This window comes from Streptomyces sp. NPDC104096 (genome assembly GCF_055584385.1).
This window is the reverse complement of sequence record NZ_JBVJMD010000001.1, coordinates 260,209-284,413: the sequence shown is the minus strand read 5'-3', so window position 1 is coordinate 284,413 and position 24,205 is coordinate 260,209. Positions and strand designations below refer to the sequence as shown.

Genomic DNA, 24,205 nt, shown 5'->3' with positions numbered 1-24,205 from the left:
CCGCATCCCTGGGGGGATCCACATGAGCCAGACCACGCCTCCGCCCGTCCCACCGGCCGACAACCCGTACGCGGAGCAGTCCGACCGGGCGGACCGGCCCGACCAGGCCCGGGGGTTCGCACAGACCGGTGACCCGCAGGGCACACCGCAGCCGGGCTTCCCGGTCGCGCCCGCCGCCCCCGCCGCACCGGCGCACGACAACTTCGTGCTCGGTCTCGCCGCCGCCGTCGGCGCCGGTCTGGTCTCCGCCATCCTGTACGGCGTCGTCGTCGGCCTCACCGAGCACGAGATCGGCTACGCCGCCGTCGGTGTCGGCTTCCTGGTCGGCATCGCCGCGGGCCGCGCCGGCGGTCGCAGCCAGACGCTGCCGGTCGCCGGTGTGATCGTCTCGGTGGCCGCCGTCTACCTCGGCCAGCTCATCGGTACGGCCATGCTCGGCGCGAAGGAGCTCGGTGTCGGCTTCAACGAGGTGTTCTTCGACCACTTCGACGTGGTCCAGGAAGCCTGGCAGGAGACGGCCGACCCACTGACCTTCGTCTTCTTCGCGATCGCCGCGTACGTGGCGTTCCAGAGCACCCGGAGGAACGGGGTCCGGTGATTCCTGTCTGGCTGTTCCTGTTCCTGCTCGGCCTCCCGGCCACGGTGGCCGGGGGCCGGATCGCCTTCGACGTGCGAGGCGCCGCCACCGCGATGGTGGCCTCCCAGCAGCGCGACCACGAGCTGCGTGCCGCGGCGAGGGGCGACTTCACGCCACCGGACAAGTGGATCAGCGTCTTCGGCTTCCGGGTCCTCTACGCGTCCGTCTGCCTGGTCGGCGTCGCCCTGCTCCTCGGGGGCGTCGCCGAGCTGCTGACGGCCGGCTGACGACGACCGCCGTACGGAGAAGGGCCCGACCCACCACTCGGTGGGTCGGGCCCTTCTCCGTACGGGCGTACGGGCGTACGGGCGCGGCGACCGTGAGGACTACCGCTTGTGCTGCGAGTCCGCCACCGTCACCTCGACGCGCTGGAACTCCTTGAGCTCGCTGTAGCCGGTGGTGGCCATGGCCCGGCGCAGGGCGCCGAAGAGGTTCATCGAGCCGTCCGGGGTGTGCGAGGGGCCGGTGAGGACCTCCTCCAGCGTGCCGACCGTGCCGAGGTCGACCTTCTTGCCGCGCGGCAGCTCCTCGTTGACGGCCTCCATGCCCCAGTGGTGGCCCTTGCCGGGCGCGTCCGTGGCACGGGCGAGCGGGGAGCCCATCATCACCGAGTCGGCGCCGCAGGCGATCGCCTTGGGCAGGTCGCCGGACCAGCCGACCCCGCCGTCCGCGATCACGTGCACGTACCGGCCGCCGGACTCGTCCATGTAGTCGCGGCGGGCGGCCGCCACGTCGGCGACGGCCGTGGCCATCGGGACCTGGATGCCCAGCACGTTGCGCGTGGTGTGCGCGGCACCGCCGCCGAAGCCGACCAGCACACCGGCCGCGCCGGTGCGCATCAGGTGCAGGGCCGCGGTGTACGTGGCGCAGCCGCCGACGATCACCGGGACGTCGAGCTCGTAGATGAACTGCTTCAGGTTCAGCGGCTCGTGCGAGCCGGAGACGTGCTCCGCCGACACGGTCGTACCGCGGATGACGAAGATGTCCACGCCCGCGTCGACGACCGCCTTGGAGAACTGGGCCGTGCGCTGCGGGGAGAGCGCCGCCGCCGTGACCACGCCGGAGTCGCGCACCTCCTTGATGCGCTGCCCGATCAGCTCCTCCTTGATGGGAGCCGCGTAGATCTCCTGGAGGCGCCGGGTGGCGGCCTCGTCGTCCAGCCCGACGATCTCGTCGAGCAGCGGCTGCGGGTCCTCGTACCGCGTCCACAGGCCCTCGAGGTTCAGCACGCCCAGGCCGCCCAGCTCACCGATACGGATCGCGGTGGCCGGGGAGACGACCGAGTCCATGGGGGCGGCCAGGAAGGGCAGCTCGAAGCGGTAGGCGTCGATCTGCCAGGCGATCGAGACCTCCTTCGGGTCCCGCGTACGGCGGCTGGGGACGACGGCGATGTCGTCGAAGGCGTACGCCCGGCGGCCGCGCTTGCCGCGCCCGATCTCGATCTCAGTCACGTCTGTGGCCTTTCCCTCTGCGTTTCAGCGTCTACCAGTATCGCCGACCGGCACGCCGAGGGCGGCCCCGGAGCTCCGGAGCCGCCCTCGTCCACGCCTCGGACGTGCCGTCGTACCCGACCCGGCGTGCTCTCGTACGACGTCACGCGCGCGCGTGCCGGTACGGCGTCACGCGCGCGTGCGGGTCACTTGCTGCGGCTGTAGTTGGGTGCCTCGACGGTCATCTGGATGTCGTGCGGGTGGCTCTCCTTGAGGCCCGCGGAGGTGATCCGCACGAAGCGGCCCTTGGACTCCATCTCCTCGATGGTGGCGGCGCCCACGTAGCCCATGGTCTGGCGCAGGCCGCCGACGAGCTGGTGCAGCACGTTCGCGAGCGGGCCGCGGTAGGGCACCTGGCCCTCGACGCCCTCGGGCACGAGCTTGTCGTCGGAGGAGACCTCGGCCTGGAAGTAGCGGTCCTTGGAGTAGGAACGGCCCTGGCCGCGGGACTGCATGGCACCGAGCGAGCCCATGCCACGGTACGACTTGAACTGCTTGCCGTTGATGAACAGCAGCTCGCCCGGCGACTCCTCGCAGCCGGCCAGCAGGCTGCCCAGCATCACCGTGTCGGCGCCGGCGGCGAGCGCCTTGCCGATGTCGCCGGAGTACTGCAGGCCGCCGTCGCCGATCAGCGGGACGCCGGCCGCGCGGGCGGCGAGGGACGCCTCGTAGATGGCGGTGACCTGCGGGACGCCGATGCCGGCCACCACGCGGGTGGTACAGATGGAGCCGGGGCCCACGCCCACCTTGATGCCGTCGACACCGGCGTCGATCAGCGCCTGCGCGCCGTCGCGGGTGGCGACGTTGCCGCCGATCACGTCGACCGACACGCTCGACTTGATCTTCGACATCCAGCTGAGGGCGTTGCTGTTGTGGCCGTGCGAGGTGTCGACGACCAGGAAGTCCACACCGGCCTCGGCGAGGGCCTGGGCGCGCTCCAGCGCCTCGGGGCTGGCGCCGACGGCGGCACCGACGAGCAGGCGGCCCTCGGCGTCCTTGGCGGCGTTGGGGTACTTCTCGGCCTTGACGAAGTCCTTGACCGTGATGAGGCCCTTGAGGACGCCCTCGTCGTCGACCAGCGGAAGCTTCTCGATCTTGTGCTTGCGCAGCAGTTCCATGGCCTCGACACCGGTGGTGCCGACCTTGCCGGTGACCAGCGGCATCGGCGTCATGACCTCGCGCACCTGGCGGCCGCGGTCGGACTCGAAGGCCATGTCGCGGTTGGTGACGATGCCGAGGAGCTTGCCGGCCGGGTCGGTCACGGGCACACCGCTGATGCGGAACTTCGCGCAGAGCGCGTCCGCGTCGGCGAGCGTCGCCTCCGGGTGGACCGTGATGGGGTCGGTGACCATGCCGGACTCGGACCGCTTGACCAGGTCGACCTGGTTCACCTGGTCCTCGACCGAGAGGTTGCGGTGCAGCACGCCGACACCGCCGAGGCGGGCCATCGCGATCGCCATGCGGGACTCGGTCACCTTGTCCATGGCGGCCGAGAGCAGCGGAATGTTGACGCGCACGTTGCGCGAGATGCGGGACGAGGTGTCGACCGCGTTGGGGAGCACTTCCGATGCGCCCGGCAGCAGCAGCACGTCGTCGTAGGTCAGCCCGAGTGTCGCGAATTTTCCGGGCACTCCGTCGACGTTCGCAGTCATGACACCATCCCCAAATAGCCTTGATCGGTGCGGATGTCCATGCTAACGGGAAGCAGGGGTCGCTCATTCCACGGTTCGGGGCGGCTCTCGGCTTCGTATGTTCGTACGGGAACGAGGGATCGCCCGTTCAGGTCCGGCGCGCGACCGACGGCCCGAACGGCCGGACCGATCCCCTGCCACCGACCGGCGGTTCGGCCCGGTGACATGACCCGCTCACTGCTCGGCGAGCGCCCGCAGTCGGCTGAGCGCCCGGTGCTGAGCCACCCGGACCGCGCCGGGTGACATTCCCAACATCTGGCCGGTTTCCTCCGCCGTCAGCCCCACCGCGATCCGCAGCAACAGCAGCTCACGCTGGTTCTCGGGAAGGTTGGCCAGCAGTTTCTTCGCCCACTCCGCGTCGCTGCTGAGCAGCGCCCGCTCCTCCGGTCCCAGCGAGTCGTCGGGGCGTTCCGGCATCTCGTCGGACGGGACGGCCGTCGAGCCGGGGTGGCGCATCGCGGCACGCTGAAGATCGGCCACCTTGTGCGCGGCGATGGCGAAGACGAACGCCTCGAAGGGGCGGCCGGTGTCCCGGTAGCGGGGCAGGGCGAGGAGGACCGCGACGCAGACCTCCTGCGCCAGGTCCTCCACGAAGTGGCGCGCGTCACCCGGCAGCCGGGACAGCCGGGTGCGGCAGTACCGGATCGCCAGGGGGTGGACGTGGGCGAGCAGGTCGTGCGTGGCTTGATCGTCCCCGTCGACGGCACGGTGGACCAGTGCACCGATCGCCCCCGGGGCAGTGGCCACGTCGTCCTCACGCATCGGACCATGGTGCCCTGCGGCCGATTGGTCCGTGGCACCGCGCCCATCGTTGTGCACCGAAGCGTTATGAGCAGGTGCGCCGGAACTCATCTCCTGCGCCCTCCTCTTCCGCTCGACCGACTCGTCCCCGAGGAACTCCACACCTCAAGGATGCGGCATCCGCGGCGAAACAGGCAGCGGGCAGCGGGCGAGCCCGGTTGCCATCCCCGCCCACCTTGAGGTAGGCGGGGACCACCTGGGACTTCCTACGGGTTCTGCTGCCCCCGCGACGACGCGCCCGGTCCATCCGGCACGCCTAGCGCACCAGGCCCCAGCGGAACCCGAGCGCCACCGCGTGCGCACGGTCCGAGGCGCCGAGCTTCTTGAAGAGGCGTCGGGCGTGCGTCTTGACGGTGTCCTCGGAGAGGAACAGCTCCCGGCCGATCTCGGCGTTGGAGCGGCCGTGGCTCATGCCCTCCAGGACCTGGATCTCACGCGCGGTGAGGGTGGGCGCGGCACCCATCTCGGCCGAGCGCAGGCGGCGCGGGGCGAGGCGCCAGGTCGGGTCGGCGAGGGCCTGCGTGACGGTGGCGCGCAGTTCGGCGCGCGAGGCGTCCTTGTGCAGATAGCCGCGGGCGCCGGCGGCCACCGCGAGGGCGACTCCGTCGAGGTCCTCGGCGACGGTGAGCATGATGATGCGCGCACCGGGGTCGGCGGACAGCAGCCGCCGTACGGTCTCGACGCCGCCCAGGCCGGGCATGCGTACGTCCATCAGAATCAGGTCCGAGCGGTCGGCCCCCCAGCGGCGGAGGACTTCCTCGCCGTTGGCCGCCGTCGTCACGCGCTCGACGCCGGGCACGGTCGCGACCGCGCGGCGGAGCGCCTCTCGGGCAAGCGGGGAGTCGTCGCAGACGAGGACGGATGTCATGGCCGCCCTCCGCAGCTGATGCGCGTCACCTTGTGCCTCCAGGCTGGTACGAAATCTTCACCTGTGCGGTCGACCGTCTCGGACGCCTGCCCGAGCGTTTGCGTTCTCAACCGCATCCGCACTCTCAACGACGGTCACTCGAAAGAGTTACGGGGCTCTGTGCCATCTTCGGCACTCTACGTGAGGGGACGGACACGGGGCAGTCGCGCGCGGCTGTCCTACCGCCTTTCATCACAAGCCATGCCCCATTTAGACCCATTTCTTCCCATCTGTTGGTGTCCGAGGCTAGATTCGCAATGAGTCATATTTTCATCTCCTTAGATCGTAGATGTACGGTCGTGAGCACCGTATCCGCTCAGAACGGCTGCAAGGGGTCACGTAATGGCAGATTTCTCCCGCCTTCCCGGACCGAACGCGGACCTGTGGGACTGGCAGCTCCTCGCCGCCTGCCGCGGGGTGGACAGCTCGCTGTTCTTCCACCCGGAGGGCGAGCGCGGGGCGGCCCGGAGCGCTCGTGAGAACTCGGCCAAGGAGGTCTGCATGAGGTGTCCGGTCCGCGCGCAGTGCGCGGCACACGCACTGGCGGTGCGCGAGCCGTACGGCGTGTGGGGCGGATTGACCGAGGACGAGCGCGAAGAACTCATGGGCCGGGCGCGCAACCGGCTCGTATCGGCGTCGGCCAACGGCATGGACGCTGGCTCGAACACCTGAAGGAACGTTTTTTCATATACGCCTGGACATCACGCACAGACATCACGAGGCCATGGCGGAACGCGATGGCCCCCATGGACGACGCCTCGGACGCTTCGGACGCGCCCCGGCGCTCTCGTCGTGCGGCACCCCGGCGCCCGGGACGCCCGACGTCCGCGGCGCCTCAGCGGACGGCCGCGCGTTCCAGTTCCGCCAGCGTCGCCGCCACCGCCGGCACCTGAGCCAGATCGGGCAGCGTGAGCGCGACGATGCTCCGCCGCACCGCCGGCTCCACCGTCACTGTGCGTACCCCCCTGGGACGTACGGACTCGACCGCGAGCTGCGGCAGCACGGCGACGCCGAGTCCGGCACCCACCAGGCCGACCACCGCGGGGTAGTCGTCGGTGGCGAAGTCGATGCGCGGGGTGAAGCCCGCGCTCTCGCACGCCTCCACCAGTTGTCCGCGACAGCGCGGGCAGCCCGCGATCCACGGTTCCCGGGCGAGGTCGCCGATGTCCACGGACTGCGCGCGGGCGAGCCGGTGGTTCTCGGGCACCAGGCCCACCAGGCGGTCGGTCAGCAGGGGGCGTACGACGAGGTCGTCCCACTCCTCCGCGCCCGCCGCGCTCTCGTAGCGGAAGGCGAGCGCCACGTCGCAGTCGCCGTCGCGGAGCTTCTCCACCGACTCGGGCGGCTCGGCCTCCTCCAGGGAGACGCGGGTGCCGGGATGCGCGGCGCGCAGGGCGGCGAGGGCGGCGGGCACGAGGGTGGAGCTGCCGCTGGGGAAGGAGACCAGCCGGACCCGGCCCGCGCGCAGACCGGCGATGGCGGCGACCTCCTCCTCGGCGGCGGTGAGTCCGGCCAGGATGCCGGCCGCGTGCCGGACGAGGGCCTCGCCGGCCTGGGTCAGGCGCATCTCGCGTCCGCTGCGGATGAGCAGCGGGGTGCCGACCGACGCCTCCAGGGCCTTCATCTGCTGACTGACGGCGGGCTGGGTGCAGCCCAGCTCGCGCCCCGCCGCCGAGAAGGAGCCGGTGGCGGCGACGGCGCGCAGAACACGGAGATGGCGGGCCTCGATCACCCTTCGAGCATAAGCGCTTCTTGGATGCGGCGCCCGATAATGCGTCGACGCTTTGGGGCCGGGCCCCTTACCGTGCGTCCATGGAGCTTCTCTCGGTGAACCTGGGCCGTCCGCGGACCGTCCCCTACACGGATCAGGCGGAGAGCCTGACCGGCATCGACAAGCGGTCGGCCGACGGGCCGGTGCGGGTGGCGGCGCCCGGGCCGAAGGGGACCGGCGGGAGCGGGCTGGCCGGGGACGCGGTGTGCGACAGACGGCACCACGGCGGCGACGACCAGGCCGTGTACGCGGTCGCGCGCGAGGACCTCGACGACTGGGAACGCGAACTGGGCCGCACGCTCGCCAACGGCGTGTTCGGCGAGAACCTCACGACCCTCGGGGTCGACGTGTCCGGCGCGCGGATCGGCGAGCGCTGGCGCGTCGGGCGCGCGGTGGTGCTGGAGGTGACCTCCGGGCGGATCCCGTGCCGCACCTTCCAGGGCCACCTGGGCGAGGCGGCGTGGGTGAAGCGGTTCACGCAAAAGGGTGCCCCGGGCGCCTATCTCCGGGTGATCGAACCCGGTGAGATCAGGGCGGGCGATCCGGTCGAGATCGTGCACCGGCCGGACCACGACGTGACCGTGGCCCTCCAGTTCCGGGCGTCGACGACCGAGCGGGAGCTGCTGCCGCGACTGCTCCTGGCCGGTGGGGCGCTGCACCCGGAGTCGTTGGCGGCGGCCCGGAAGTACGTGGACCGGCACCGGCCCTGAACCGTCGTCACGCGCCCCCCGGGAAGCCTCGTGCGCCCCGGGGAGTCTCGTGCGCCGGACGGACCGGGGCCGTCCGGACGCCCTGCCGCACCGAGCGGACCGATACCGTCCGGGTAACTACCCTTGGGCCATGACAACGGCTCTGATTACGGGATCGACGGCGGGCATCGGTGCCGCGTTCGCGCGGCGGCTGGCCGCGGACGGGCACAACCTCGTGCTGGTGGCACGCGACACCAAGCGGCTTCGGGAGCAGGCGACCGAACTGCACGACCGGCACGGCATCGAGGCGGAGGTGCTGACGGCGGACCTCGCGTCGGACGACGGCATCGACCTGGTGGCGGACCGGCTCGCCGACCGCAGGAACCCCGTCGACCTGCTGGTCAACAACGCGGGCTTCGGCAACAAGGGCCGTTTCCTCGACGTGACGATGGCCGACGAGCTGAAGATGCTCAAGGTGCACTGCGAGGCGGTGCTGCGGCTGACGGCCGCGGCGACCGGCGGGATGCGCGAGCGCGGTCGCGGCGGAGTCGTCAACGTCGCCTCGGTGGCGGCCTTCGTGCCCCGGGGCACGTACGGGGCGTCCAAGGCGTGGGTCGTTCAGTTCACGCAGGGAGCCGCGCGGGACCTGGCGGGCAGCGGCGTACGGCTGATGGCGCTGTGCCCGGGATTCGTGCGGACCGAGTTCCACCAGCGGGCCGGGATGGGCACGGACAACATCCCGGGCTGGATGTGGCTGGACGCCGACAAACTGGTCGCGGCGGCGCTCGACGATCTGGCGCGCGGGAAGACCCTGTCCGTTCCCGACCCGCGCTACAAGGTGCTGATGGGCCTGGTGAAGGTGACCCCACGGGGGCTGCTGGGCGGTGTCACCTCGCGGACGGGGCGCAAGTACGGGCCCCAGTGAGCGCCGGCGCGATCGCGTCGCCGCCGGACAGGTGACGCCGCCGCTCCGGTGGGAGAATGACCGGAGGGAACCGGACCCAGGGGGGCCGGAGGCGGCGTCATGACGTTCGTACAGCTCATCGAGTGCAGGACGAGCCGGTTCGACGAGATGAACCGGCTGCTGGACACCTGGGTCGAGGAGACCAAGGGCAGACGGAGCGCGACGCACGATCTGATCGGCAAGGACCGGTCGGACGACGCGCACTTCGTACAGATCGTGGAGTTCCCCTCGTACGAGGACGCGATGCGCAACTCGCATCTCCCCGAGACCGACCGGATCTTCCAGGAGATGGCCGCCCTCTGCGACGGGATGCCGACCTTCACCGATCTGGAGGTGGTGCGCGACGAGCAGTTGTACGCGGCCAACGCGCGCAGACTCCTCGAGCTCATCGCCACCGAGGGTGAACTGCCCCCGTTGAACGACGTGATGGCGGAGCACTACCACGACCACGACCCCGCCAACGAGCAGGACACCCTCGGGCTGGACAACATGCGGCGCGAGTTCGAGGTGTGGCGGGGCGCCTTCGACTTCGCGTTCACCGTGGACGAGCAGATCGCCCAGGGCGACCGGGTGTGCACCCGCTGGACCTGGCAGGGCACGCACCGCGGCGACTTCCCGGGAATCCCGGCCACCGGCCGCCGGGTGTCGATGACGGGCACGACCGTCTTCCGCTGCGGCGAGGACGGCAAGCTCGTCGAGGGCTGGTGGCAGTACGACCGACTCGGCCTGATGGCACAACTGGGAGCACTGGACGCACTGGAGGACTGAGCCACCGGCTCCCCACGGACCCGCGAGGGGCGAAGCCCCCGTTCCCCGGATGCCGGGGAACGGGGGCTTCCGCCGTGCTGCGCCACTCAGTGGTGGTACCGGGCCTTACCGTCTCCTGCCAAGAGCGGAAGTCGTCGGCCGACATCAGTACGGCGTCGCCGCCCCTGGAGGTGATCTCGACCGGCTCGTGGTCGTCGTCGACCTGCTGAATGAGCGGGAACAGTCCGGCTCGGGCCTCGCCGGCGGTGACGGCCATGGACTCGCCCTCTCAAGAAGTGGTACCGGATTGCGGTACCACCCAACCGGTACCGCAATCCGGTACCAGTGAGGGCGCGAGCTCGCCGGGCAGCACTTCGCCCCGCCGCGAGATGTCGCGGCGGGGCGAAGTGGTCGGGCTTGAAGCCGTCGGCGTCAGTCCTGTCGGGTGGACGCCGACGGTGAGTCAGGGCCCGTCCGGGTCACCGGGGTGGGTCAGTGGGAGTGGCCGTGGCCGTGGCCCGCCTCGGCCGGCTCCTCTTCCTTCTTCTCGACGACCAGGGTCTCGGTCGTCAGCAGGAGGGAGGCGATGGAGGCGGCGTTCTCCAGGGCGGAGCGGGTGACCTTCACCGGGTCGATGACGCCGGCCTTGACCAGGTCGCCGTACTCACCGGTGGCGGCGTTGAAGCCCTGGCCCTTGTCGAGGTCGGCGACCTTGGAGGTGATGACGTAGCCCTCCAGGCCGGCGTTCTCGGCGATCCAGCGCAGGGGCTCGACGACCGCGCGGCGGACCACGGCGACACCGGTGGCCTCGTCGCCGGTCTTGTCGAGGTTGCCCTCCAGGACCTTGGCGGCGTGGACCAGCGCGGAGCCACCACCGGAGACGATGCCCTCCTCGACCGCGGCGCGGGTCGCGGAGATGGCGTCCTCCAGACGGTGCTTCTTCTCCTTCAGCTCCACCTCGGTGGCGGCGCCGACCTTGATCACGCACACGCCGCCGGCCAGCTTCGCGAGGCGCTCCTGGAGCTTCTCGCGGTCCCAGTCGGAGTCGGTGTTCTCGATCTCGGCCTTGATCTGGTTGACCCGGCCGTGGACGTCCTCGGTCTTGCCGGCACCGTCGACGATCGTGGTGTCGTCCTTGGTGACGGTGACGCGGCGGGCCGAGCCCAGCACGTCGATGCCGGCCTGGTCGAGCTTGAGGCCGACCTCCTCGGAGATGACCGTGGCGCCGGTGAGGATCGCCATGTCCTCCAGCATCGCCTTGCGGCGGTCACCGAAGCCGGGCGCCTTGATGGCGACGGCGTTGAACGTGCCGCGGATCTTGTTGACGACCAGGGTCGACAGGGCCTCGCCCTCGACGTCCTCGGCGATGATCAGCAGCGGCTTCGAGGAGTTGGTCTGGATGACCTTCTCCAGCAGCGGCAGCAGGTCCTGGATGGAGGAGATCTTGCCCTGGTTGATGAGGATGTACGGGTCCTCCAGGACGGCCTCCATGCGCTCCTGGTCCGTCACGAAGTACGGCGACAGGTAGCCCTTGTCGAAGGCCATGCCCTCGGTGAAGTCCAGCTCCAGACCGAAGGTGTTGGACTCCTCGACGGTGATGACACCGTCCTTGCCGACCTTGTCCATCGCCTCGGCGATGAGCTCGCCGACCTGCTGGTCCTGGGCGGACAGCGCGGCCACGGCGGCGATGTCGGACTTCTCGTCGATCGGGCGGGCCGAGGCGAGCAGGTCCTCGGAGACGGCCTTGACCGCGGCGTCGATGCCCTTCTTCAGGGCGGCCGGGGAGGCGCCGGCGGCGACGTTCTTGAGGCCCTCGCGCACGAGCGCCTGGGCGAGCACCGTGGCGGTGGTGGTGCCGTCACCCGCGACGTCGTTCGTCTTGGTGGCGACCTCCTTCACCAGCTGGGCGCCGAGGTTCTCGTACGGGTCCTCGATCTCCACCTCGCGGGCGATGGTCACGCCGTCGTTGGTGATGGTCGGGGCGCCGAACTTCTTGTCGATGACGACGTTGCGGCCCTTGGGGCCGATCGTCACCTTGACCGTGTCGGCAAGCTTGTTGACGCCGCGCTCGAGGGCGCGACGGGCGTCCTCGTCGAACTTCAGGATCTTCGCCATGGGAGCGTTTGCCCTCTCGGAAATCTCGAGGTGAATCAGGATGAACGACTGCGCCCCCGACGCCCGGCTGATTAATGGTCGCGGGGGCCAGGGGCGCAGTTCAAGAACAAAGTGCTTCGCGAGGAAGCGAGGTGACTACTTCTCGATGATCGCGAGGACGTCGCGAGCCGAGAGGACGAGGTACTCCTCGCCGTTGTACTTCACCTCGGTGCCGCCGTACTTGCTGTACAGCACGATGTCGCCGGTCTTGACGTCGAGCGGCAGGCGCTCGCCGTTCTCGAAGCGGCCCGGGCCCACGGCCAGGACGACGCCCTCCTGGGGCTTCTCCTTGGCAGTGTCCGGGATGACCAGGCCAGAGGCCGTGGTCTGCTCGGCGTCCAGCGGCTGGACCACAATGCGGTCCTCGAGCGGCTTGATGGCAACCTTGGAGCTGGTGGTCGTCACGATCCGACCTCCCCCTTCGGAGATCTCACGGGGTTAACTGTCTGAGGTGGCGACCAGGTGGATCCGTCGTCGCGGGTGCCGGACCTGCCCGTCGCGTGTTGGCACTCTCCAGTGGGGAGTGCCAGAGCCGAGACTATGACCGCGATTAGCACTCGGTCAAGCGGAGTGCCAATTGCGGACGGCGCGGCGCGGTTTTTCGCGTCCGGCCGACGGCTGTCCGGGGCTCGGCGGGCGGCGGCGCGGGGCTCGATGGGCGGCGGCGCAGGGCCCGATGGGGGTGCCGTTCGCCGCGCGGAACACGGTTCGCGCGCGCCGGCAGAGCCGACGGGCCGGTGGCCGGGCTACAGGTAGTCCTCCAGCCGAGCCACCGTCAGTCCCTGTTCCTGGATCCGGCGCAGCAGATGGGTGGTGCGCCTTCTGAGGCTCGGGGCCTGGGTCTCGTCCGGGCTGATGGCCACGATGTCGCCGGGGAGCAGTCGGTGCGGACCCCGGGCGTACCTCAGGCCGACCGCGCCCATCGACACCCGCCACAACACCACCGTCGAGATACCGCACCCGGCGGCGGCCCGCAGGGTGGCGTGGTCGTACGACCCGTAGGGCGGCCTGAACAGTCGCGGACGCAGGCCGAAGCGGGTCCTGAGCTTCTCCTGCTGCCCGCAGATCTCCGCGCGCTGGCCGACGTAGGGCAGTCCGCGCAGGGAGGGGTGGTCGAGGGTGTGGTTCTGGAGGCTCGCGCCGACCGAGCGCAGCCGGGCGAAGTGTCCGTACCCCGGTCCGGCGACGCTGTCGGTGAGGAACATGCTGACCGGGAGCCGCAGTTCACGGACCATGTCGACGAAGCGCGGGTCGCGTTCGGCGCCGTCGTCGTAGGTGAGGAAGACGACCCGGTCGTGGGTCCTGACCCGGTGGACCACCTCGGGCAGGCCCGATGCGGTGGCGGTGAGCGGCCGGGCCGCCCGCCGGGGGGCCGGGGCCAGCGGGGCCGAGAGCCCCCAATGACGGTACGTCTGTGGGACGGCCGGGCCGTGCGGCCGTACCCGCTGGGCCGCCTTCTTGCCCAGCCGTTCGATCGGGTCGACGGACTGGGCGCAGCCGGTGAGCAGCAGCACCGCCGACGCCAGCACTCCCGCGGTCAGTGCCCGCAGCCTCACAGGTAGTCCTCCAGGCGGGCCACCGCGTACCCCTCGTCGGTCACCTTCTTCAGGAACCGGCGGACCATGTCGGGCATGGTGCCCTGCCAGTCGGAGCGGCCCCGGAAGTGGCTCAGGACGATGTCGCCGGGGTGCAGGTCCTGGTCCCACTCGCGGTACTCCCAGTGGTCGACGAAGACCTCCTCGTCCCAGATCGGGGCGTACTTGATGCCGCAGGCCTTCGCGGCGACCAGGGTGTCCCGGTTGTAGTTGCCGTAGGGCGGGCGGAAGACGGTCGGGCGCCTGCCGTACTGACGCTCGATCACGTCCTGCATGCCGCAGATCTCCTGCTTCTGCCGCTCGTACGACAGTCCGGGGAGGTAGGGGTGGTGCAGGGTGTGGTTGTTCAGGACCACCCCGTTGCGCTGCATCTTCCCGAAGTAGCCGTAGTCGTCCTTGATCAGGTAGTCGCTGAGGAAGGCGGTGTACGGGATCTTCAGCTCGCTCATCATGCGCAGGAACGCCGGGTCCTTCTCGGCGCCGTCGTCGATGGTGAGGAAGAGGATCTTCTTCTTGGTGGGGATCGTGGTGAAGACCGGGGGCAGGTTCCGCTCCTCCTGGCCGTCGACCTCGAAACCGGCGCGTGCGGTGATCCGCGGCTTCCTCGCGGGTGGCGCCGGGGCCGTCAGCGGGACCCGGGCCAGGCCCCAGCGCCGGGCCGCGGCCACCCGCGCCGCGTACTCGGCGCGCAGCCGGCCCGCGTAGGCGTCGAGGGCGCGGGCCGGGGGTGCCTGAAGCAGCGGCTGTCCGGGGGCCGGGCGCACCTGGGCGGACTCGCCGCCCTGGACACAGCCCGAGGCGACGGCGGCGACGGCGAGCGCGGCGACACCGCCGCGGATCCGGGAGGCCCGGCAGGCGCGGGAGATCCGGCAGGCGCGGGAGATCCGAGAGATCCGGGAGCTTTTCGAAGTCCGAACAAAACCATTTTTTTCAGCTTGTACGACTACTCGCATGTTGCTGGATCCTCCCAGCCCACGGCAGCCGACCGGCCCCGACACCGCCACCGGAGGCGCGCCGTCCACCGACTGGCCCACAATGAGCCGGTGAACGACCTGCACGCCCTCCTCACGCCCGAAGGCCGCGCCCTCCTCCACGAGGTCCGCGACACCGCCCCGGCCGACGAACTCGCCGTCGCCACCCGGCTCCGCCGCGAGCACCCCGCCGACCTGGTGTCGGCGGCGCTCGGCCAGGCACGGCTGCGGCAGCGGGCGGCGGCGAAGTTCCCGGCCGAGGATGCGCGGCGGATGTTCTTCACGCCCAACGGGGTGGAGCAGTCCACCCGGGCGACGGTGGCCGGCTACCGCGCGCGGCGGTTCGAGGAACTCGGCGTGACCTCGGTCGCGGACCTGTGCTGCGGCATCGGCGGCGACGCGATCGCGCTCGCCCGCGCCGGCATCCGGGTCCTGGCCGTGGACCGCGACCCGACGACGGCGGCCGTGGCGCGCGCGAACGCCGACGCGCTGGGGCTCGCCGATCTGATCGAGGTGCGCGAGGCGGACGTCACGGAGGTGGACGTGTCGTCGTACGACGCCGTCTTCGTGGACCCGGCGCGCCGGGGCGGACGCGGCCGCATCTTCGATCCGGAGGCGTACTCGCCGCCGCTGTCCTGGGCGGTGCGGACGGCCCTGGCGGCGCCGCGCGCCGCGCTGAAGGTCGCGCCCGGCATTCCGCACGAGGCGGTGCCCGCCGAGGCGGAGGCCGAGTGGATCTCGGACGGCGGGGACGTGAAGGAGGCGGTGCTGTGGTTCGGGACGAGCCCGGGCGCGGTGCGCTCCACCCTGCTGCCCGGCCCGCGCACCCTGCTCTCACGCGGCCTGCCCGACCCCGAGGTCCGTTCCGTCGGACGCTACTTGTACGAGCCCGACGGCGCCGTCATCCGTGCCCATCTGGTGGCCGAGGTGGCCGAGGAGGTCGGCGGCGGCCTCGTCGACGAGACGATCGCGTACGTGACGTCGGACGAACTGCGCCCGACCGTCTACGCCTCGGCGTACGAGATCACCGACCAGCTCCACTTCAGCGTCAAGCGGCTGAAGGCGCTGCTGCGGGAGCGGGAGGTCGGGGTGCTGACCGTCAAGAAGCGCGGGTCGGCGGTGGAGCCGGAGGAGCTGAGGCGCAAGGTCAAGCCGCAGGGGCCGAACGCGGCGACGGTGTTCCTCACCCGGGTGGCGGGGGCGCCGACGATGCTGATCGGCCGTCCGGCCGGGGAGGCCTGAGCGCCCGCCGCCGGAACCCGGGGCGCCGCCCGCGCCGCCCGCGGGCCGGTCGCGCGGTTCCCCGCGGCCCTTCAGGACTCGGTTCAGGACTCGGCTCAGGACTCGGCTCAGGACTCCGTCCGGCGTAGCAGCAGTTCCCGTTCGCGTTGGTTGCGGGCCAGGGCGGCCGCCCTGGCGAACTCCGCGCGCGCCTCCGCCGTGCGGCCCAGCCGTGCCAGCAGGTCCCCCCGGACGCTCGGCAGCAGGTGGTAGTCCCGCAGGGCGGGTTCGGCGGCCAGGGCGTCGACGATCTCCAGGGCCGGGGCCGGGCCGTCCGCCATCGACACGGCCACCGCGCGGTTGAGTTCGACGACCGGGGAGGGGGCGCGGACGGCGAGCAGGCCGTAGAGGGTCGCGATGGCCTGCCAGTCGGTGTCCTCGTAGGTGTGGGCGTGGGCGTGGCAGGCGGCGATCGTGGCCTGGAGGACGTACGGGCCGGGGATGCCGGTGGTGACGGCGTCGGCACGGGCGAGGGCGTCGACACCGCGGGCGAGGAGCATGCGGTTCCAGCGGCGGCGGTTCTGGTCCTTGAGCAGGATCGGCTCGCCGTCGGGGCCGGTGCGGGAGGCGGTGCGGGAGGCCTGGAACTCCAGCAGGGACGCGAGGCCGTGCGCCTCCGGCTCCTTGGGCATCAGCGCCGCGAGCTGCCGGGCGAGGCGCAGGGCGTCCTCGCACAGCGCCGGGCGCAGCCAGTCGTCCCCGGCGGTGGCCGCGTACCCCTCGTTGAAGATCAGGTAGATGACGTCGAGGACCGAACCGAGGCGGGCCTCGCGGTCGGGGCCCGAGGGCACCTCGAAGGCGACGTTCCTGGCGGCGAGGGTCCGTTTCGCGCGGACGATGCGCTGGGCGACCGTCGGCTCCGGGGTGAGGAAGGCGCGGGCGATCTCGGACGTGCCAAGCCCGCCGAGCAGGCGCAGGGTGAGGGCGGTGCGGGCCTCGGCGGACAGCACCGGATGGCAGGCGGTGAAGACCAGCCGGAGCAGGTCGTCGTCGATGTCGTCGGGGTCGGCGGGCTCCTGCGCCGGCACCGTGGTCTCCAGGTCGCGGCCGATCTCCGCGAGCTTGCGGGCGTAGTTCTCCCGGCGGCGTACCAGGTCGACGGCGCGGCGGCGGGCGGTGGTGACGAGCCAGGCGCCCGGGTTGTCGGGCACCCCGTCCCGCGGCCACTGCTCCAGGGCCGCGACCAGGGCGTCCTGGGCGAGTTCCTCCGCGATGCCGATGTCACGCACGATCCGCGTGACGGCGGCGACGACGCGAGGGAACTCCAGGCGGAAGACGGTCTCGATGGCGCCGCGCGGGTCGGCGGGGGGTTGCGGGCTCACAACCCCCCATCGAACACCTCCGCACTGACACCGCCCAGGGCGTGTTTCGAAAGTGGCGTCGTCCGCCCGAAGGGCGGGCCCGGCGGCGTCTGGTGCGTGCGATCGCAAGGCGGAGGGTCACCCCGATACCGGATGTATCGGGGTGATCCCGACAACGCGGCGAGCGCGCGTGCCAGACGCCCCCGATCAGCCGCGTCAACAACCCTGCGGGTCAATACACCTAGGGCGTGACCGCTCAGCCCTCGGCGATCTGGCGCACCTCGCAGGTCACCGTCCAGAACTCCTCGTGCACCTTCAGGAAGCGCTTGGTCCACTCCACGGCCTCGGCCATGTCCTTGCACTGCATGATGGCGTAGCCGCCGACGACCTCCTTGGCCTCGGTGAAGGGGCCGTCGGTCACGGACAGTTGCCCGCCCGCGTAGTGGACGCGCTTGCCCTGCGCGCTGGGCGTCAGGCCCTCCGTCTGGAGCATGACACCGGCCTTGGTGATCTCCTCGATCAGTTCGCCCATCCGCCGCATCAGCTCGGGGCTGGGTCCCTCGGCGGGTGCGGTGGCTTCGTCGATCTGCACGAGCGAAAGGAAGCGGGGCATGGTGACTCCTCACGGCGGTGGGCGACCCGTACGGTGCCGAGTCTCCCGGGCGGGGTCCTTCCCCGCCTCTCACCTGTGCGTCGAACAGGGGGCGGCCGGATCGACACGGTCGCCGGAATTCTTCGAAGAATCTTCTCCGGGGTACGTATCCGCAGGTCAGCGGCACAGCTCGAACGACAGAACGGCAGAACGACAGGACCTAGCGCAGGGACTCCCACAGTTCGCTCGCCGCCGGTTCCCGGGCCACCACCCGGTTGGGGTCCGACGGGGCGGTCACCACCGGCATCATCACCGTCTCGACCCGGTCGGCCGCCAGGCCCCTCAGGCTCTCGCCCAGGCCGGTGAGTTCGCCCAGCGAGTCGAGTCCGGTGTCGGTGGTCAGGCTGCCGGTGACGGCGTCGGCGACCCCGTAGAGCTCGGTGGGGTCGGTCAGCAGGTCGATCGAGGCGATCTGCTCCAGCAGCGCCTTCACCAGCTTCTGCTGGAGGCCGATGCGGCCGAGGTCGCTGCCGTCGCCTATGCCGTGCCGGGTGCGGGCCAGGGCGAGGGCCCGCTTGCCGTCCAGGTGGTGGGTGCCCGCCGCGAGGTGCAGATGGCTGTCGTCGTCGTCGATGTCCTCGTCGGTGGTGACGGTGACTCCGCCGAGCGCGTTCACCAGTTTCGCGAAGCCGGAGAAGTCGATCTCGATGTAGTGGTCCATCCGTACGCCGGTGATCGACTCGACGGTCTTCACCGCGCAGACCGGACCGCCCACCGCGTACGCGCTGTTGAACATCGCGCCGTAGGCCACCGCGGTCGAGCGCCCCGACGACAGCGGGCAGGACGGACGGGTGACGAGGGTGTCGCGCGGGATGCTGACCACGGTGGCCGTGGTGCGCCCCGCGTCGAGGTGCACGACCATCGCCGTGTCGGAGCGGGCGCCGGAACTGCTGCCGCCGCCGAGTTCCCGGTTCTCGGCGCCGCTGCGCGAGTCCGAGCCCAGCACGAGGATGTTCAGCGCCCCGGTCGCCGGCGCGGAGGCGGCGGGCGAGGGGGACGCCGACCCGCCGGACGTGGGCGTGGCCACCGCCCTGGCCGGGCGGTCGTCGCCGAGCGCGCTGTTGATGTCGACGCTCTTGATGTTGTTGTTCAGGTGCCAGTAGACCCAGCCCGTCGCCGCTGCGCCGAGCACCAGGGCGCCCGCGAGGGTGAGGCCGGCGGCCCTGAGGACGATCGACCGCCGGCCTCCGCGTCTGCCCGTGTCCCAGTCCTGTTTCTCGTCGTGTCCGGTCACGCAGAGGAACTTAAGTCCCAATTATGACAACGGGCTTACCTGGGACACTTTTCTTCAGAAAATCTCACTTTTCTCAGGACGGGCTCGGTGCGATCTCAGCCCAGGGTCACCGTGGGCAGCGGATTGCTCCCGCTCCAGGACGCGTTGAACCCGAACGTCACCGAACCGCCGTCCGGGACCGACCCGTTGTAGGAGGAGTTCGCGCACGAGACGGCCGCGCCCGACTGGGTGCAGGTCGCGTTCCAGGCCTGGGCGATCTGCTGGCCCGCGCCGTACGTCCAGACCGCCTTCCAGGAGGAGAGCGAGGCCCCGGAGCAGGCGATCCTCACCTGGCCGGTGAAGCCGGTGTTCCACTGGTTGACCACGCTGTACGTCGCCGTGCAGGCGCCGGTGGAGGGCGGCGGCGTGGTCGTCGTCCCGCCGAGCGCCTCGGCGACGCCGTAGTACGCGGGTTTCGGGGCGTAGTTCGCGTCGTACAGCGTCGCCGCCCCGTACCCCGGGAAGGTGTTGTCGACCCAGGAGTCGGAGTCGGTGAAGCCCCAGACGGTCAGGTTGACGCAGCGCGTCACGGCCACGCAGGCGGCGGTGACCGCCTTGTAGTCGGCCGCCTGCTGGGCCAGTTTCGCGCTGTCGGCCGGCAGCGCCATCCGGATGTCCAGCTCGGTGATCGCCACGTCGACGCCGAGGTCGGCGAAGCGCTGGATGTTCTGCTGGAGCGTGGACGGCACCTGGCCGAGGATCAGATGGGCCTGGAGGCCGACGCCGTCGATCGGGACGCCGCGCTCCTTCAGGGACTTGACCAGGTTGTACAGGGCGGTGCTCTTGGCGTTGACGCCCTCGACGTTGTAGTCGTTGATGTACAGCCTGGCGGCCGGGTCGGCGGCCCGTGCCCAGGTCAGGGCGCTGGCGATGTAGTCGGCGCCGAGGCCGTTGTACCAGAGGGTCGAACGGTAGGTGCCGTCCTCGTTGAAGGGCTCGTTGACCACGTCCCAGGCGGTGATCCTGCCCTGGTAGCGGCCGACCTCGGTGCCGATGTGGTTCTGGAGCAGGGTGCCGAGCTGGGCGGACGTCCAGGTGCCGTTGGTCAGCCAGCTCGGGTTCTGGCTGTGCCAGACCAGGGTGTGGCCGCGCACCTGCTGGTTGTGCGCCTGCGCGAAGGCGACGATCTGGTCGGCCTCCGCCCAGTTGAAGGTGCCCTGGGTCGGCTCGACCGACCCCCACTTCATGGCGTTGCCCGGGGTGAGCGAACCGAACTGGGCCCCGGCGATGTCGCCGTAGCTGCCGGTGAGCTTGGAGCCGGTGACCGCCGTGCCGACGACCTTGCCCTTGGCGGCCGCGAGGTCGCGCAGGGGCGTGTCGGCGGCCTGGGCGGACGTCATGCCGGCGGCGAGCAGGGCGCCGACGGCGGTGACGCCGGTGAGCAGGGCGGCGAGCCGGGTGCGTAACGATGACGATCTGGAGGTTCTCATTGCGGGTGCCTCCGAAAGTTTCGGTCGTCCAGCCGATTGACTTCGGTGGAGTGTGGAGGCACCGACCCCACCCGTCAATACGTCAACTTCCGGCCGCAGGAGCCGCAGGGGCCTCGGGATCCGCAGGGGCCGCGGGTGCCACGGAGGCCGCAGGGGCCGCGGGTGCCACGGAGGCCGTGGGTGCCGCAGGGGCCGCGGTGCTGGACCGCACCACCAGGCTGGTGGCCAGCTCCACCCGGGTCGCGGTCGGCGCCCCCTCGCCGCGCGCCAGCTCCAGCACCAGCCGGGCGGCCGCCTCCGCCATCTCGGTCAGCGGCTGCCGTACGGTCGTCAGCGGCGGCCCCACCCAGCGCGCCACCGGCAGATCGTCGAACCCGACCACGCTGAGGTCGTCCGGGATGCGCAGCCCCAGCTCGCGGGCGGCCTCGTAGAGCCCGAGCGCCTGGAGGTCGTTGCCGGCGAAGACGGCGGTGGGCCGGTCCGGCCGGCTCAGCAGTTCGCGGCCGAGCCGGTAACCGGCGTCGTGGTGGAAGTCGCCCGCCCTGATCAGCCCGGCGTCGACGGGCAGGCCGGCCGTCTCCAGGGCGGCCCGGTAGCCGTCCACCCGGGCGCGGCTGCACATCATGGTGGCCGGTCCGCTGATCGCGCCGATGCGGGTGTGCCCGAGGTCGATCAGGTGCCGGGTGGCGGCGAGGCCGCCCTGCCAGTTGGTGGCGCCGATGGACGGCACGTCGGCGCCCGGGTCGCCGGCCGGGTCCATCACCACGAACGGGATGGACCTGCTGGTCAGCAGGGCGCGCTGGGACTCGTCGAGCCCGGACAGGACGAGGACGACGCCGTAGGGGCGACGGGCGGCGACCTGGTCGGCCCAGGTCCGCCCGGGGGTGAGCCGGCCCGCGCTCTCGCTCAGCACGACGCTCAGCCCGGCGTCCCGGGCCACGTTCTCCACGCCTCGGATGACCTCCATCGCCCAGGCGCTCTCCAGCTCGTGGAAGACCAGGTCGATCAGCGGCGAGCGGCTGGCCTCGGCCCGGCGGCGCCGGTAGCCGTGGACGCGCAGCAGCTCTTCCACCCGGTTGCGGGTGGCGGGGGCGACATCGGCACGGCCGTTGAGGACCTTCGAAACAGTCGGCGCCGACACGCCGGCCTCGCGGGCGATCTCGGCAAGCGTCGCGGTCCGGCTGGACCGCCCTGTCATCTGGGCTTCGGCAGGCTCCGGGGCTGTCATGGCGGCGATCGTATCCCTGCACGACCTCTTGACGAACCCCCTGTCGCACCATAGGTTCCCGGAACATTCGAATTGCATATCGAAACATTCGAGTTGCACCCTCGGCACTGGCGTCATCAGCACCCCGAACACCTCCTACCGAGTGGAGCTTCATGACCACCGCCGCCTGGCGTGACCCCGCTCGGTCCGCCGCCGCCCGCGTCGACGACCTCCTGGCCCGGATGACCCTGGAGGAGAAGACCGCCCAGCTCTACGGAGTGTGGGTGGGAGCTGACACCGACACCGCCGGCGACGGGGTCGCCCCGCACCAGCACGACATGACCGACGGCCACTCCGCCGCCGACTACGCCGAGCTGATCACCCTCGGCCTGGGCCAGCTCACCCGTCCCTTCGGCACCGCCCCCGTCGACCCGGACCTCGGCGCCCGGGCCCTGGCCGTGGCCCAGCGCCGCATCGCCGCGGCCGGCCGCTTCGGCATCCCGGCCGTCACCCACGAGGAGTGCCTGGCCGGCTTCACGGCCTGGCGCGCCACCGCGTACCCCGTACCGCTGGCCTGGGGAGCCAGCTTCGACCCGCCGCTGGTCGAGGAGATGGCCCGGCGCATCGGCCGCGACCTGCGCTCGGTGGGCGTGCACCAGGGCCTGGCCCCGGTCCTGGACGTGGTCCGCGACCCCCGCTGGGGGCGGGTCGAGGAGACCATCGGCGAGGACCCGTACCTGGTCGGCACGGTCGGCAGCGCCTATGTGCGCGGCCTGGAGTCGGCCGGGATCGTCGCCACGCTCAAGCACTTCGCCGGGTACGCGTCCTCGGTGGGCGCCCGCAACCTCGCGCCGGTCCGCGCGGGCCTGCGCGAACTCGCCGACGTCACGCTGCCGCCCTTCGAGATGGCGCTGCGCGAGGGCGGGGCGCGCAGCGTGATGGCGGCGTACAACGAGACGGACGGCGTGCCGGCCTCGGCCGACCCCTGGCTGCTGACCGATCTGCTGCGCGAGGAGTGGGGCTTCACGGGCACGGTGGTCGCCGACTACTTCGGCATCGGCTTCCTCCAGGCCCTGCACCGGGTCGCCGGTTCGCCCGCCGAGGCGGCCGGGCTGGCGCTCACGGCCGGCATCGACGTGGAGCTGCCGACGCTGAAGTGCTACGGACGGGACCTGGTCGCGGCCGTGCGGGAGGGGACGGTCCCGGCCGACCTGGTGGACCGGGCGGCCCGCCGCGTCCTGCTCCAGAAGTGCGAACTGGGTCTGCTGGACGAGGACTGGTCCCCGGAGCCGACGGCCTCCGTCGACCTGGACTCGGCGGCGAACCGCGCGCTGGCCCGGCGCCTCGCCGAGGAGTCGGTGGTCCTGCTGGACAACCCCGACGGCGTCCTGCCGCTGGCCCCCGACGCGCGCGTGGCGGTCGTCGGCCCCCGGGCGGCGGACCCGCTCGCGATGCTGGGCTGCTACTCGTTCCCCTCGCACGTGCTGACGCACCACCCGCAGGTGCCGATGGGCATCGACGTCCCCACGGTGCTCCAGGCGCTGCGCGCCGAGCTCCCCGACGCGAAGGTCACCTTCGCCGAGGGCTGCGGGGTCTCGGACCCGGACGACTCGGGCTTCGAGGAGGCGGTGGCGCGGGCCTCGGAGGCGGACGTGTGCGTGGCGGTCCTGGGCGACCGGGCCGGTCTGTTCGGCCGCGGCACGTCCGGGGAGGGCTGCGATGTGGCGGACCTGGACCTGCCGGGCCGCCAGGGCGAGCTGCTGGACCGGCTGGTGGCGACCGGCGTCCCGGTGGTCCTGGTCCTGCTGACCGGCCGCCCGTACGCGCTCGGCCGCTGGCAGGGCAGGCTGGGTGCGGTGGTCCAGGCGTTCTTCCCCGGGGAGGAGGGCGGCCCGGCGGTGACGGGGGTGCTGTCGGGCCGCGTCAACCCCTCCGGGCGGCTGCCGGTGAGCGTGCCGCGGCTGCCGGGCGGCCAGCCGTGGACGTACCTCCAGCCGCCGCTGGGCCTGGCGGGCGAGGTCAGCAACCTCGACCCGACCCCGCTGTACGCCTTCGGCCACGGACGTTCGTACACGGAGTTCTCGTGGGAGGACTTCGACGGTCCGCAGGCCCGGACCGGCACGGACGGTTCGAGCGACGCGGGTGGCGCCGACGGCACGTACGACGTGTCGGTGACCGTCCGCAACACGGGCGGCCGGGCGGGCGCCGAGGTGGTGCAGCTGTACCTGCACGACCCGGTGGCGTCGGTGACCCGACCCGACGTCCGGCTGATCGGCTACCGACGGCTGGAACTGGCGCCCGGCGAGGCGCGGCGCGTGACCTTCCACTTCCACCCGGACCTGTCCGCCTTCACCGACCGCGCGGGCCGCCGGGTCGTCGAACCGGGCGCACTGGAACTGCGGCTGGGGGTCTCCAGCGCGGAGATCCGGCACACGGCCAGGCTGACCCTCACGGGCCCGGTACGGGTCCTGGGCCCGGACCGCCGACTGCGGTGCGAGGTGAGCGAAGGCGCGTGCGGGAGGCCGCGTGGCCGGAAGGCGCGTGCGGGAGGCCGCGTGGCCGGAAGGCGCGTGCGGGAGGCCGCGTGGCCGGAAGGCGCGTGCGGGAGGCCGCGTGGCCGGAAGGCGCGTGCGGGAGGCCGCGT

General features: G+C 71.6%; 22 protein-coding genes and 1 pseudogene. 8 read left to right on the top strand and 15 right to left on the bottom strand.

What is annotated here, in order from left to right:
* Positions 1 to 22 precede the first annotated feature (22 nt).
* Both ACZ60B_RS01440 and ACZ60B_RS01435 read left to right on the top strand, forming a co-directional pair.
* Positions 23 to 598, top strand: a complete 576-nt coding sequence (locus ACZ60B_RS01440; protein WP_469383246.1) for a hypothetical protein — start codon at positions 23 to 25, stop codon at positions 596 to 598.
* Complete coding sequence (locus tag ACZ60B_RS01435; protein ID WP_469383244.1) at positions 595 to 864, top strand: hypothetical protein; 270 nt, start codon at positions 595 to 597, stop codon at positions 862 to 864. Before ACZ60B_RS01440 ends, ACZ60B_RS01435 begins: the two co-directional genes overlap by 4 nt.
* A 99-nt stretch (positions 865 to 963) precedes the next feature.
* Here ACZ60B_RS01435 and ACZ60B_RS01430 read toward each other — a convergent pair whose 3' ends face one another.
* The 4 genes from ACZ60B_RS01430 to ACZ60B_RS01415 form a co-directional block, all read right to left on the bottom strand.
* Positions 964 to 2,088, bottom strand: coding sequence for a GuaB3 family IMP dehydrogenase-related protein (locus ACZ60B_RS01430; RefSeq protein ID WP_469383242.1), 1,125 nt, complete (start codon positions 2,086 to 2,088; stop codon positions 964 to 966).
* A gap of 185 nt (positions 2,089 to 2,273) precedes the next feature.
* On the bottom strand, positions 2,274 to 3,779 hold the full coding sequence (guaB, locus tag ACZ60B_RS01425) for an IMP dehydrogenase (protein ID WP_469383240.1): 1,506 nt from the start codon (positions 3,777 to 3,779) through the stop codon (positions 2,274 to 2,276).
* A 213-nt stretch (positions 3,780 to 3,992) separates the two neighbouring features.
* Positions 3,993 to 4,580 (bottom strand): sigma-70 family RNA polymerase sigma factor, encoded by a 588-nt coding sequence (locus ACZ60B_RS01420; protein WP_152887323.1) that lies wholly within the window; start codon positions 4,578 to 4,580, stop codon positions 3,993 to 3,995.
* A 295-nt stretch (positions 4,581 to 4,875) separates the two neighbouring features.
* Positions 4,876 to 5,487, bottom strand: a complete 612-nt coding sequence (locus tag ACZ60B_RS01415; protein ID WP_003948568.1) for a response regulator transcription factor — start codon at positions 5,485 to 5,487, stop codon at positions 4,876 to 4,878.
* A gap of 381 nt (positions 5,488 to 5,868) precedes the next feature.
* Here ACZ60B_RS01415 and ACZ60B_RS01410 point away from each other — a divergent pair, with 381 nt between their 5' ends.
* Complete coding sequence (locus tag ACZ60B_RS01410; RefSeq protein ID WP_469383238.1) at positions 5,869 to 6,198, top strand: WhiB family transcriptional regulator; 330 nt, start codon at positions 5,869 to 5,871, stop codon at positions 6,196 to 6,198.
* 163 nt (positions 6,199 to 6,361) lie between these two features.
* On the opposite strand, the gene ACZ60B_RS01405 is transcribed toward ACZ60B_RS01410, so the two are convergent.
* On the bottom strand, positions 6,362 to 7,258 hold the full coding sequence (locus ACZ60B_RS01405; protein ID WP_469383236.1) for a LysR family transcriptional regulator: 897 nt from the start codon (positions 7,256 to 7,258) through the stop codon (positions 6,362 to 6,364).
* 80 nt (positions 7,259 to 7,338) lie between these two features.
* On the opposite strand from ACZ60B_RS01405, the gene ACZ60B_RS01400 reads away from it, so the two are divergent.
* The 3 genes from ACZ60B_RS01400 to ACZ60B_RS01390 all read left to right on the top strand — a co-directional run bounded on the left by ACZ60B_RS01400 (position 7,339) and on the right by ACZ60B_RS01390 (position 9,718).
* On the top strand, positions 7,339 to 8,007 hold the full coding sequence (locus tag ACZ60B_RS01400) for an MOSC domain-containing protein (protein ID WP_469383234.1): 669 nt from the start codon (positions 7,339 to 7,341) through the stop codon (positions 8,005 to 8,007).
* A 130-nt stretch (positions 8,008 to 8,137) separates the two neighbouring features.
* Complete coding sequence (locus ACZ60B_RS01395; RefSeq protein ID WP_469383232.1) at positions 8,138 to 8,911, top strand: SDR family NAD(P)-dependent oxidoreductase; 774 nt, start codon at positions 8,138 to 8,140, stop codon at positions 8,909 to 8,911.
* Positions 8,912 to 9,010: 99 nt separating this feature from the next.
* Entirely contained in the window at positions 9,011 to 9,718 is a 708-nt protein-coding gene (locus tag ACZ60B_RS01390) for an ester cyclase (protein WP_469383230.1), read from the top strand.
* Positions 9,719 to 9,824: 106 nt separating this feature from the next.
* Here the strand turns inward: ACZ60B_RS01390 and ACZ60B_RS01385 are convergent.
* From ACZ60B_RS01385 to ACZ60B_RS01365, 5 genes and pseudogenes are all read right to left on the bottom strand, one after another.
* Positions 9,825 to 9,974 (bottom strand): annotated as a pseudogene (locus ACZ60B_RS01385) (type II toxin-antitoxin system Phd/YefM family antitoxin); the annotation flags it as partial.
* Between the two features lie 215 nt (positions 9,975 to 10,189).
* Entirely contained in the window at positions 10,190 to 11,812 is a 1,623-nt protein-coding gene (gene groL / locus ACZ60B_RS01380) for a chaperonin GroEL (RefSeq protein WP_469383227.1), read from the bottom strand.
* Positions 11,813 to 11,947: 135 nt separating this feature from the next.
* Positions 11,948 to 12,256, bottom strand: coding sequence for a co-chaperone GroES (gene groES, locus ACZ60B_RS01375; RefSeq protein WP_003998759.1), 309 nt, complete (start codon positions 12,254 to 12,256; stop codon positions 11,948 to 11,950).
* A gap of 341 nt (positions 12,257 to 12,597) precedes the next feature.
* Entirely contained in the window at positions 12,598 to 13,407 is an 810-nt protein-coding gene (locus tag ACZ60B_RS01370; protein WP_469383225.1) for a polysaccharide deacetylase family protein, read from the bottom strand.
* Positions 13,404 to 14,399, bottom strand: a complete 996-nt coding sequence (locus tag ACZ60B_RS01365; protein ID WP_469383223.1) for a polysaccharide deacetylase family protein — start codon at positions 14,397 to 14,399, stop codon at positions 13,404 to 13,406. The genes ACZ60B_RS01370 and ACZ60B_RS01365 overlap by 4 nt, the downstream gene beginning before the upstream one ends.
* Positions 14,400 to 14,489: 90 nt before the next feature.
* Here ACZ60B_RS01365 and ACZ60B_RS01360 point away from each other — a divergent pair, with 90 nt between their 5' ends.
* Complete coding sequence (locus ACZ60B_RS01360; protein WP_469383221.1) at positions 14,490 to 15,659, top strand: THUMP-like domain-containing protein; 1,170 nt, start codon at positions 14,490 to 14,492, stop codon at positions 15,657 to 15,659.
* A 107-nt stretch (positions 15,660 to 15,766) separates the two neighbouring features.
* On the opposite strand, the gene ACZ60B_RS01355 is transcribed toward ACZ60B_RS01360, so the two are convergent.
* The 5 genes from ACZ60B_RS01355 to ACZ60B_RS01335 all read right to left on the bottom strand — a co-directional run bounded on the left by ACZ60B_RS01355 (position 15,767) and on the right by ACZ60B_RS01335 (position 21,582).
* A complete protein-coding gene (locus ACZ60B_RS01355; RefSeq protein ID WP_469383219.1) occupies positions 15,767 to 17,020 on the bottom strand; it encodes an RNA polymerase sigma factor in 1,254 nt (417 codons plus the stop codon).
* Between the two features lie 235 nt (positions 17,021 to 17,255).
* Positions 17,256 to 17,612: a YciI family protein gene (locus tag ACZ60B_RS01350; RefSeq protein WP_469383217.1), complete on the bottom strand. Its 357-nt coding sequence runs from the start codon at positions 17,610 to 17,612 to the stop codon at positions 17,256 to 17,258.
* A 199-nt stretch (positions 17,613 to 17,811) separates the two neighbouring features.
* Positions 17,812 to 18,885, bottom strand: a complete 1,074-nt coding sequence (locus ACZ60B_RS01345; protein ID WP_469383215.1) for an LCP family protein — start codon at positions 18,883 to 18,885, stop codon at positions 17,812 to 17,814.
* Positions 18,886 to 18,980: 95 nt separating this feature from the next.
* A complete protein-coding gene (locus tag ACZ60B_RS01340) occupies positions 18,981 to 20,354 on the bottom strand; it encodes a glycoside hydrolase family 10 protein (protein ID WP_469383213.1) in 1,374 nt (457 codons plus the stop codon).
* A gap of 82 nt (positions 20,355 to 20,436) precedes the next feature.
* Positions 20,437 to 21,582 (bottom strand): LacI family DNA-binding transcriptional regulator, encoded by a 1,146-nt coding sequence (locus ACZ60B_RS01335; RefSeq protein WP_469383211.1) that lies wholly within the window; start codon positions 21,580 to 21,582, stop codon positions 20,437 to 20,439.
* 152 nt (positions 21,583 to 21,734) lie between these two features.
* Between ACZ60B_RS01335 and ACZ60B_RS01330 the strand changes: the two genes are divergently transcribed.
* A partial coding sequence (locus ACZ60B_RS01330) for a beta-xylosidase/alpha-l-arabinosidase (protein ID WP_469383209.1) occupies positions 21,735 to 24,205 on the top strand: 2,471 nt, incomplete at its 3' end.

What these genes read in the sequence shown, in the direction of transcription:
- ACZ60B_RS01440 (WP_469383246.1), top strand. Translation starts at nt 23, where the DNA reads ATGAGCCAGACCACGCCTCCGCCCGTCCCACCGGCCGACAACCCGTAC.
- guaB (WP_469383240.1), bottom strand. Translation starts at nt 3,779, where the DNA reads ATGACTGCGAACGTCGACGGAGTGCCCGGAAAATTCGCGACACTCGGG.
- ACZ60B_RS01420 (WP_152887323.1), bottom strand. Translation starts at nt 4,580, where the DNA reads ATGCGTGAGGACGACGTGGCCACTGCCCCGGGGGCGATCGGTGCACTG.
- ACZ60B_RS01415 (WP_003948568.1), bottom strand. Translation starts at nt 5,487, where the DNA reads ATGACATCCGTCCTCGTCTGCGACGACTCCCCGCTTGCCCGAGAGGCG.
- ACZ60B_RS01410 (WP_469383238.1), top strand. Translation starts at nt 5,869, where the DNA reads ATGGCAGATTTCTCCCGCCTTCCCGGACCGAACGCGGACCTGTGGGAC.
- ACZ60B_RS01400 (WP_469383234.1), top strand. Translation starts at nt 7,339, where the DNA reads ATGGAGCTTCTCTCGGTGAACCTGGGCCGTCCGCGGACCGTCCCCTAC.
- ACZ60B_RS01395 (WP_469383232.1), top strand. Translation starts at nt 8,138, where the DNA reads ATGACAACGGCTCTGATTACGGGATCGACGGCGGGCATCGGTGCCGCG.
- ACZ60B_RS01390 (WP_469383230.1), top strand. Translation starts at nt 9,011, where the DNA reads ATGACGTTCGTACAGCTCATCGAGTGCAGGACGAGCCGGTTCGACGAG.
- groL (WP_469383227.1), bottom strand. Translation starts at nt 11,812, where the DNA reads ATGGCGAAGATCCTGAAGTTCGACGAGGACGCCCGTCGCGCCCTCGAG.
- ACZ60B_RS01365 (WP_469383223.1), bottom strand. Translation starts at nt 14,399, where the DNA reads ATGCGAGTAGTCGTACAAGCTGAAAAAAATGGTTTTGTTCGGACTTCG.
- ACZ60B_RS01350 (WP_469383217.1), bottom strand. Translation starts at nt 17,612, where the DNA reads ATGCCCCGCTTCCTTTCGCTCGTGCAGATCGACGAAGCCACCGCACCC.
- ACZ60B_RS01340 (WP_469383213.1), bottom strand. Translation starts at nt 20,354, where the DNA reads ATGAGAACCTCCAGATCGTCATCGTTACGCACCCGGCTCGCCGCCCTG.
- ACZ60B_RS01335 (WP_469383211.1), bottom strand. Translation starts at nt 21,582, where the DNA reads ATGACAGCCCCGGAGCCTGCCGAAGCCCAGATGACAGGGCGGTCCAGC.